Raw genomic sequence first — 9,067 nt, forward strand, 5'->3', positions numbered from 1 at the left:
CCTGCCAGATCCGGGGTAATCAGTAAACCGTACTGGCTGTCCTCGATCTTGACGGTTCCGATGCTGTTACCGACACCTTGATCATCGACTTCATGCATTTCGATCTGCTGAGCGGCTTGAGCGCCGGCAACTAGCGCAAAGGAACCGCCGATGGCAAACATCAAACTACGTAAATGGCTCATATCCACTCCTGCCCTTGAGTTGAACGTACCGCTTCAAGGCTAGCCAACCTTGCTGACAGCTGGCAACACGTCGCATACCGAGGCAGTAGAGAAATATCAGAAAAACTTGATCGATGTCATACACGAGATAACCACCATACAAGCGCATTCAACGTTCGTTCAGTTTACAAATGATGACGATTAGTGATTTAAATGACAGGTCGATTATCAATCAGAACAATAAGCATGGAGTGTCCTATGTGCATTCAACAGCAGACCGATTCCCACCGCACTAACCCTCGTTTTACCAAAACGCTGATTTCCACCTCTCTAATTCTAAGTCTAGCCGCTATCGGCAGCGCTCAGGCTCAGGACGATCGCGAAGGCTGGCCACAAAGCTTTACCGTGGGTACCGCCAGTCAGGGTGGCACCTATTTCGTTTACGGTTCCGGCTGGGCCAACCTGATCGCCGATCAGCTGGGGCTTTCCGGGGGCGGTGAAGTCACCGGTGGGCCGACTCAGAACCTGGCCCTGGTACACAATAAAGAAGTCGCCTTTGGCCTGACCACCATGGGGCCAGCCAGCGATGCGCTTTCCGGCAAGAGTCCGCTGGCCCCGGGGATCGTCATGGACAATGTCTGTGCCATGTTCCCCATGTACGAAACACCTTTCTCGATCACCGCACTTTCCAACTCCGGTATCACCTCAATCTCCGAAATTCCTGATGGCGCCACCATCGGCTTTGGGCCTGCGGGGTCGACTTCGGACACCTACTTCCCGGCCATTCTCGAAGAGCTGGGGGTGAATTTCGAGCGACGCAACGGGGGCTGGAACGATCTGGCAGGACAGCTTCAGGATGGCCTGATCGATGTCATCGCCTTTGCTGCGGGTATCCCGATCCCCGCGGTCAGCCAGCTCGAAGTCCAGACCGATGTGAACATCATCGAATTCACCGACGAAGAGCAGGCCAAGGCCATCGATGCGTTCCCGGTATCCGAGTTCACCATTCCCGCCAGCACCTATTCGACCCTGCAGGAAGACTCCGACGTCGTGTCGATGTGGAACTTCGCGATCGCAAGCTGCGACCTGCCAGAAAGCCTCGTCTACGAAGCCACCCGTATCACCATGGAAAATAACGACAAGATGCGCTCGATCCATCGCAGTGCCGAAACCACGGTGCCGGAGAACATCGAGTACAACGAGGTCATTCCTTTCCATGCCGGCGCGGCACGCTGGTACAAGGAGAATGGATACGAAATATCCGAGGACATGATTCATCAATAAGGCCGGACGCCTTCGATCCGTTCGGGAGCGATGCTTACCGGCATCGCTCCCCAGTTAGTCATGACCACTCGACGGTGATCCCGCATGAGCCCTCCTTCAGACGAACGTTCAGTAAATAACACTTCTCAAGACGCCAACCCACCTACTGAAACAGAGGCCGTTGCCCAAGGCGTCGATGACGATGTCGTCGAACCCAATCGTCGTCTGCTGGCAGGCTGGCGCTGGTGGTTATTCGCAATCCTGGCGGTCGTCTATTCCACTTTTCATCTTGTCTCCCTGAACATCTTTCCCCTAGAGACCTGGTCGTTTCGTATCATTCACATTTGCGGTGCCTTGATTCTCGGCTATGGGCTTTATACCGGCGCAAGATTTGCCGAAGACGAAACTCGGCCGACCGGGCGCTGGGCGACTTATCTCAGCCTGATACTGCTGGTCCCGGCGCTCTACGCGCTGGTCCAGGTCGGCCTGATGTATCAGACATTGAGCGGCGAGACCATGCGTATCGAGCCTGCCGTGGAGACCTGGCATTTCGGCTATCCGCTGATTTTCGCCACCGCGGCCGCGATCGTGCTTTCCTGGACCTATCGTCAGGCGCGCTATCGATTGAGCCCGCCAGATATTGTGCTGATGGTTTGCGCGCTGGCAAGCGCCGGCTATCTGCTAGTGATCTACAACACGCCGCTGCGCATGTCCACGGGCACGTCCTTTGCTCCAATCGGCATTACCTTTGCCGCGATTGCCGGCTCACTGCTGATTCTAGAGCTGACGCGCCGCGTGGCGGGGCTGGCGCTTGTCATCATCGCGGCCATTTTCCTGGTCTATGTGTTTGCAGGGCCCTATCTGCCAGGTTTCCTGGGCTATCCGGGGCTCTCACTGGGACGCTTTTTCAGTCAGGTTTATACTGACGCGGGCATTCTTGGGCCTACCGTCGCGGTATCCTCCACCTACATCATTCTCTTCATCATCTTTGCCGCCTTCCTGCAGGCCTCCAAAGTAGGCGACTACTTCGTCAACTTCGCCTTTGCCTGTGCCGGCCGCTCCCGAGGCGGGCCCGCCAAGGTGGCCATCTTTGCTTCGGGGCTAATGGGAATGATCAACGGCACCAGCGCGGGTAACGTGGTCTCAACCGGCTCGCTGACCATTCCATTGATGAAGAAGGTGGGCTATCCCGCACGCAGCGCCGGCGCCATCGAGGCAGCAGCCTCCACCGGCGGCCAGATCATGCCGCCGATCATGGGCGCCGGCGCCTTCATCATGGCGGAGATCACCGGCATCCCCTACACCGAGATCGCCATCGCCGCATTGATACCTTCCGTGCTGTATTTTGCCTCGGTCTATTTCATGGTGGATTTCGAGGCGGCCTATAAAGGCATGCGGGGCATGCGCGAAGACGAGATTCCGCGCTTCTCCCGTCTGATCAAGCAAGTCTATCTGTTCGCGCCGATCATCATTTTGATTGCCGCGCTGTTCATGGGCTATTCGGTGATTCGGGCCGGCACCCTGGCCACCGCCTCTGCCGCGGTCGTAAGCTGGCTTTCGCCCCACAAGATGGGGCTTCGCTCCGTGCTGAAGGCGCTGCAGCTGGCCAGCAACATGGCCATTCAGATCATCGCGGTCTGTGCCTGCGCCGGTATCATCGTCGGGGTCATTTCGCTGACCGGCGTGGGGTCACGCTTCTCGTCGCTGCTGCTGGGTCTTGCAGGATTCAGCCAGCTACTGGCGCTGGTATTTGCCATGCTCATCAGCATCCTATTGGGCATGGGCATGCCAACCACTGCCGCTTACGCGGTGGCGGCCTCGGTCGTTGCACCGGGTTTGATCGATATTGGCATTCAGCCGCTGATCGCGCATTTCTTCGTGTTCTATTTCGCCGTGGTCTCCGCCATTACCCCCCCGGTGGCCCTGGCTTCTTACGCGGCGGCGGGTATCTCCGGCGCCAACGCCATGCAGACCTCGGTAACCTCTTTCAAGATCGGTCTGGCCGCGTTCATCGTGCCCTTCATGTTCTTCTATAGCCCGGCGATGTTGATGGAAGGTTCCTGGCTGCAGATCCTGCGGGTCGGGCTTACCGCGACGTTGGGTATCGTATTGTTGGCGGCATCCGTGCAGGGTTGGTTCTTTGGGCCGATCAAGGCGCCAATACGATTTCTTCTGCTGGTGGGAGCGGTCTGCATGATCTACGGCGGAATTTTGAGCGATCTGGCAGGACTTGCGATCGGTGTCGGTGTATTTCTGATACAGCGGGGATCGTCTCCGGGAGGCAAGGCTTCGGTCGCCGAATCCTGACGCGTCTCTTGAAAGACTCATCGCTAGTTATCAAAACAAACGGCCCCGTCAGGGATTCTGACGGGGCCGTTGTCATCGCCAAACAAATTAGTCAGGCATTAACTTTCGCTCATGACACCACAGGCGACTCGCGCACCGCCGCCGCCAAGATGGGGCTCGTCGGAATAGTTGTCGCCGCCTTCATGAACCATCACCGCATGGCCTTGCAGATCCGATACTTCCAGACGCGGTGCCAGTACCGGCGTGATGGCATTACCGTCCTCACCAACCATGAGTACCGGCAGATCGCCTAGATGACCCTCGCCATAGGGCCCTTGGTGCGTACCGGTATCTTCCGGATCAAAATGCCCACCGGCGGCTACCGCCGCCGTCATTTCGCCATCCTTTTCGCCGGGTTCGCAGCTGGCATTTTGATGCACATGAAAACCGTGCATGCCTTCTTCCAGATCACTCAAATCCGGGGTCAACAGCAGCCCATGATCGGTGTCTTCGACCTGAACGGTACCGATGCTGTCGCCAACACCGTCGTCGCTGACCTGATGAATCTCGATACTTTGCTCGGCCTGAGCTGCACCTGCCAGCAACAATGCGCCTACACCCAGTAGTAGCTTTGAACGTAGCATCTGCTCCTCCTATCCGTGAGTACTAATCAAGCTTACAGCCTAGTCAAGAAGCCTTGTTCTGCCAACCTTGAAATACTCAGGCAAGATTGTCGATGACCCTGAGGCTCGGCGTTGCTTGGTTTAGCGTATAGAAATGCAGGCCCGGCGCCCCGCCTTCGAGCAAGCGCTGGCAAAGTCGTGATACCACCTCTTCACCAAAGGCCTCGATGCTCTCTTTATCATCACCGTAAGCCTCGAGCTGCTTGCGGATCCAGCGCGGGATATCGGCGCCACAGGCATCGGAAAAACGTGCCAGCTTGGTGTAATTGGTGATCGGCATGATACCCGGCACGATAGGTGCTTCGATGCCAAGGCCCCGTACCCGATCGACAAAGTTGAAATAGGCATCCGCGTTGAAGAAATACTGGGTAATGGCAAGGTTGGCGCCAGCGCGCATCTTGCGTGCAAAGTTTTCCAGATCCTTATCAAAGCTCGGTGCCTGAGGATGTGACTCGGGGTAGGCCGCCACGGCAATCTCGAAATGGTCACCGGTTTCGGCACGGACGAACTCGACCAGCTCGTTGGCATAGCGCAACTCGCCCATGCCGCCCATGCCGGAGGGCAGATCGCCGCGCAGCGCCACCAGACTATCGATACCGCGCTCGCGATACACTCCCAAAAGATCGCGCAGCTCGCCCTTGTCGCTCCCGACACAGGAAAAGTGTGGCGCGGTAGTGATACCGGACTCACTGATCTGCTTGACGGTATTGACGGTGCGCGCCTGGGTCGATCCCCCTGCCCCATAAGTCACCGAGAAGAAGTGGGGATTACGCTCGGATAAGGCATCTCGTGTATGTGCCAGCTTTTCGCGGCCGACATCGGTATTCGGTGGAAAGAATTCGAAGCTGATTCCCAGCGGGTGTTCTTGCGTACTCATCGATAGCGGCCTCATGAATATTTTTCAATCATCTTTTGGCAGGCGTGCTCAACTTCAGCCTTCAAGACCTATTGATGCTGATATTGTGCCCACTGTCGGAATCAGGAACCAATGAAAGTTTCGCGGTACGACTTCGAAATCATTCATATCGGTGATGTCGACGTATTCAATAAAGCCTAACGCGCCGCTCCAGAAAAGAATGTCGTTTCGCAGTCGCCGCCGGTCAAGCAGGCTTCGCCTTCGATCTGCAAGGTGGCATGGGTAATACCGAAGCGCTCGCGCAGCACGCTATAGGCCTTCCGTAGTACCTCGGCGTGATCGGCATCGTCGCGTACCACAAGATGTAGGCTGAGCAATGGGTCCTGGGGCGTCAGCCCCCAGAGATGCACATCGTGAAGACTCTCGATCTCCTCGATCGTTTCCAAGGCACTGCGAATTTCAGAGACATCGGCGCCGTCCGGCGTGCCTTCGAGCAGGGTGTGAGCAGAGCGACGCACGATCGACCAGGCAGCCCGCAGAATCAACCCCGCCGCCAGTACCGACAGAATCGGATCAGCGGCATTCCAGCCGGTGAACATGATGATCACCGCCGCGACGATGGCGGCAACGGAGCCCAGCAGATCGCCGAGGACGTGCATGGCGGCACCGCGCAGGTTGAGGTTTTCGCCATCACCACGATGAAGTATGACGAAAGCGATGATATTCACGAAAAGCCCAAGGATCGCGATGATCATCATGGGAGTCGCCATGACCGCAACCGGGGTCATCAAACGATCAATGGCGGAATAGAATATCCAGATCGCGATCGCGAACAGCGTCAGGCCGTTGACGAAGGCTGCAAGCACCTGGAAGCGCTGGTAGCCGAAGGTGCGCTGATGATCCGGCGAGCGTGAACTCAAACGAAAGGCCACGAGCGCCATGGCAAGAGAAGCGCTGTCGCTGAACATGTGTCCGGCATCCGCGAGCAGCGCAAGTGATCCCGAAATGATGCCACCCACGATCTCGGCGAACATGAAGCCTGCGGTCAGCAGCATGGCCCAGAAAACGCGCCGCTCGCTATCGGCGGACACGTTGGGGGCATGGTCGTGCCCGTGTGAATGGCTGTGAGAATCACCATGTGCATGACTGTGTGAATGATCGCTCTGCGACGATTCGTGGTGCGCCATCTATAAACTCCGTCGGTATTGAACGATAGCGCCAGTGTAACGTTTTCCTTTGGCCTAGGCGTCATATGGCTCTCTAGATGCCTATCGTCAACCCAAACCGACATCAATATCGCCATTTTCTGCCATTTACGCGGTTTTATAGGCACCATGACGTTCACGAGTCATCGAATATACGGAATCGCTGATGCTGGAGATCGATCTTTCCCAACCCCTGTGGATGCTGCTGGCGTTTGTTGGCCTGGGTTGCTCGGCGCAAAGCGCCTATCATTGGACCCGCGCCCAATTGCCACGTTGTTGATCTACATCATCGCCCCGCTGACCTTCTTCCGCGGTTTGACCCTGGGCGGCCCCAGCGTCGATTACCTGCTGCTGACCGCAGCGCTGTTTGTCTTGGCCAGTACCATCGGTTTGATGGTAAGTCTATTGGCACGGCCCTTTTTTGCACCTGAAGAAGCCGCGCTGCTGGCTTTCTCGGCGGGCACCGGCAATACCGGCTACTTTGGCCTGCCAGTCGCCATGGTGTTGTTGCCACCAGAAGGTGTGACCCTGTATCTGTTCTCCCTGCTGGGCATCACCCTGTATGAATTCACCGTTGGCTACTATCTGAGCGCACGAGGGCGATTCTCGATACGCGAAAGCCTTGCCAAGATCCTGCGCCTGCCCTTGATCTACGCCTTCGCTGCTGCCTTGCTGGTCAGCGGACTCGGCCTGACGGTGCCCGGTGCCATCATGGAGGGGCTCGATTACTTCAAGTACAGCTACACGGTGCTGGGCATGATGATCATCGGCATGACCCTGGGTCGGGTGACCCTGCGGGAGGTGGACGCCCGTTTCATTGCCGCCTGCGTTGCGGCTCGCTATGTGCTCTGGCCGATGATCAGTCTGGCTGCGGTTCTGCTCTTGCAAGCGAGTATTGGAATTTCCGAGACGCTGGCTCTGGCGCTACTGCTGCTGGGCATCGTCCCCATGGCCGCCAACGTGGTGGTAGTCGCCATGGAATTGAACATAGGTCCGGAAAAAGGAGCGATTGCCGTACTGCTGACGACCCTGGCGGCGCCGTTGCTGATTCCTTTTTATCTGAAAATTCTACTGCCGTTGAGTGGGCTTCAATGAAAGCTTTCAGAGTGCGCCGGCCGCATGCATGTGCGAATAGAAGATCGATAGGCCGATGGTGATCAGCACCAAGCCACCCAGCACTTCGGCGCGACGCCCGATCAGCGCGCCGACTCGTGGACCGATCAACACCCCTAGAGTGCTGATACAGCAGGAGACGACTCCCACGATGGCGACGGCATGCCAGATGGGAACATCGATGAAGGCCAGGGTCACGCCAATGGCTGCCCCATCGATACTGGTGCCCAACGCCGTGAGCAGCATCTTTACTCCACTTTGTGACGGGTCATTGCAGGCGTCGCTATCGCTAGCGTCATTAATCCCTTCGTGAATCATGTGACCGCCCACAGCACCTAGCAGCAATAGTGCAATCCAGTGATCGATGTCGGTAATCAAGCCGGCGAAACTCGAACCCAACAACCATCCCAGCAAGACCATGCTGGCCTCGACGCCACCGAACACCAGTCCTGTTCGAACCGCTAAACGCAGATCGGCTCTCACACTGCAGGCACCCCGCGCGACGCTCACCGCAAAGGCATCCGCTGATAGGCCAACGGCCATGAAGAAGTTCGATACAAGGGACATCAACTCAATCCTGTGACAATGGCAGTGCAAATGATGCCCCAAGTAGCGGCCCGGAATATAGTGCCGATACACACAGCCATGCTTGATCGTTTTGCATTTCCGATCAAGCCAATCAATGGCACGGCCATCGTGCGTCAAAGTGAACTTGATACTATCGACTCAGTCAGAGACTGCCGTCGTACCAGTAAATTGCACACGCGATTTCTTCATCGAACGGCTAAACTATGTCGTTTTTGATCCCTATGTTTTCTTTAACACCCATATGGATACAAATAGCCATCGTCCAACAGTGGTGTGTCGCCATTGAAAGCTTGCGATTTCCTTGAGTTCATCGATACACATTGATTGCGCATATCCTCGGGAGTAATGCATGAAGGTCCTCATTACTGGCATGGCAGGCTTTATCGGCCATGCTCTAGCGCGTCGACTCGCAGAGGACACGCAGCATGATATTGTCGGAATAGACAATCTCAACGAGTACTATGACGTTGCCATCAAGCAGGCGCGATTGAGCGATCTTTCGACCTTCGACAACGTTCGTTTCAAACAGATGGATCTGACAAATCAACTGGGTATGCAACGTCTGTTCGCGGAATCCGATTTCGATTGTGTCGTACATCTTGCCGCTCAAGCCGGTGTGAGATACTCCCTCGAGCATCCTCATGTCTATGGCCAGTCCAACCTGATTGGGCATCTAAACGTGCTGGAAGGCTGTCGCCAACAGCAGGTGGGTCATCTAGTTTACGCGTCATCCAGTTCGGTCTATGGACTCAATGCCAAGGTTCCTTTTTCCGTCGAGGACAGCGTCGATCAGCCCGTCAGCCTTTATGCCGCCACCAAGAAATCCAACGAATTGATGGCCCACTCCTATTCCCACCTTTATGGCCTGCCCACGACGGGACTGCGCTTCTTTACCGTGTATGGCCCCTGGGG

Annotated in this window: 7 protein-coding genes and 2 pseudogenes; 4 read left to right on the forward strand and 5 right to left on the reverse strand. The window is 56.4% G+C overall.

Annotation, left to right across the window (positions count from 1 at the left end):
* Positions 1 to 182, reverse strand: a pseudogene (locus CH74_RS17340) (superoxide dismutase); the annotation flags it as partial.
* Positions 183 to 419: 237 nt separating this feature from the next.
* Between CH74_RS17340 and CH74_RS17345 the strand changes: the two are divergent.
* Positions 420 to 1,445, forward strand: coding sequence for a TAXI family TRAP transporter solute-binding subunit (locus tag CH74_RS17345; RefSeq protein ID WP_048308797.1), 1,026 nt, complete (start codon positions 420 to 422; stop codon positions 1,443 to 1,445).
* An 84-nt stretch (positions 1,446 to 1,529) separates the two neighbouring features.
* On the forward strand, positions 1,530 to 3,731 hold the full coding sequence (locus CH74_RS17350) for a TRAP transporter permease (protein WP_048308798.1): 2,202 nt from the start codon (positions 1,530 to 1,532) through the stop codon (positions 3,729 to 3,731).
* A 98-nt stretch (positions 3,732 to 3,829) separates the two neighbouring features.
* Here the strand turns inward: CH74_RS17350 and sodC are convergent, their stop codons facing one another.
* The 3 genes from sodC to CH74_RS17365 all read right to left on the reverse strand — a co-directional run bounded on the left by sodC (position 3,830) and on the right by CH74_RS17365 (position 6,436).
* Complete coding sequence (gene sodC, locus CH74_RS17355; protein ID WP_048308799.1) at positions 3,830 to 4,354, reverse strand: superoxide dismutase family protein; 525 nt, start codon at positions 4,352 to 4,354, stop codon at positions 3,830 to 3,832.
* Positions 4,355 to 4,430: 76 nt separating this feature from the next.
* Entirely contained in the window at positions 4,431 to 5,270 is an 840-nt protein-coding gene (gene metF / locus CH74_RS17360) for a methylenetetrahydrofolate reductase [NAD(P)H] (protein ID WP_048308800.1), read from the reverse strand.
* A gap of 176 nt (positions 5,271 to 5,446) precedes the next feature.
* Positions 5,447 to 6,436 carry a cation diffusion facilitator family transporter gene (locus CH74_RS17365; RefSeq protein WP_048308801.1) on the reverse strand — a complete coding sequence of 330 codons (990 nt, stop codon included), beginning with the start codon at positions 6,434 to 6,436 and terminating at the stop codon, positions 5,447 to 5,449.
* 184 nt (positions 6,437 to 6,620) lie between these two features.
* Between CH74_RS17365 and CH74_RS17370 the strand changes: the two are divergent.
* A pseudogene (locus CH74_RS17370) lies at positions 6,621 to 7,549 on the forward strand (AEC family transporter).
* A 6-nt stretch (positions 7,550 to 7,555) separates the two neighbouring features.
* On the opposite strand, the gene CH74_RS17375 reads toward CH74_RS17370, so the two are convergent.
* Positions 7,556 to 8,134, reverse strand: a complete 579-nt coding sequence (locus tag CH74_RS17375; RefSeq protein WP_048308802.1) for a manganese efflux pump MntP family protein — start codon at positions 8,132 to 8,134, stop codon at positions 7,556 to 7,558.
* Between the two features lie 370 nt (positions 8,135 to 8,504).
* Here CH74_RS17375 and CH74_RS17380 point away from each other — a divergent pair.
* Positions 8,505 to 9,067 (forward strand): NAD-dependent epimerase/dehydratase family protein (locus CH74_RS17380; protein ID WP_048308803.1); only part of this gene is annotated, 563 nt, incomplete at its 3' end.

It is taken from the genome of Halomonas sp. PR-M31 (assembly GCF_001039575.1).
Taxonomy (GTDB): domain Bacteria; phylum Pseudomonadota; class Gammaproteobacteria; order Pseudomonadales; family Halomonadaceae; genus Modicisalibacter.

Excerpts from the sequence above, each read along its gene's own strand:
- CH74_RS17350 (WP_048308798.1), top strand. The coding sequence starts at position 1,530 with ATGAGCCCTCCTTCAGACGAACGTTCAGTAAATAACACTTCTCAAGAC.
- CH74_RS17375 (WP_048308802.1), bottom strand. The coding sequence starts at position 8,134 with ATGTCCCTTGTATCGAACTTCTTCATGGCCGTTGGCCTATCAGCGGAT.
- sodC (WP_048308799.1), bottom strand. The coding sequence starts at position 4,354 with ATGCTACGTTCAAAGCTACTACTGGGTGTAGGCGCATTGTTGCTGGCA.
- CH74_RS17345 (WP_048308797.1), top strand. The coding sequence starts at position 420 with ATGTGCATTCAACAGCAGACCGATTCCCACCGCACTAACCCTCGTTTT.
- metF (WP_048308800.1), bottom strand. The coding sequence starts at position 5,270 with ATGAGTACGCAAGAACACCCGCTGGGAATCAGCTTCGAATTCTTTCCA.
- CH74_RS17365 (WP_048308801.1), bottom strand. The coding sequence starts at position 6,436 with ATGGCGCACCACGAATCGTCGCAGAGCGATCATTCACACAGTCATGCA.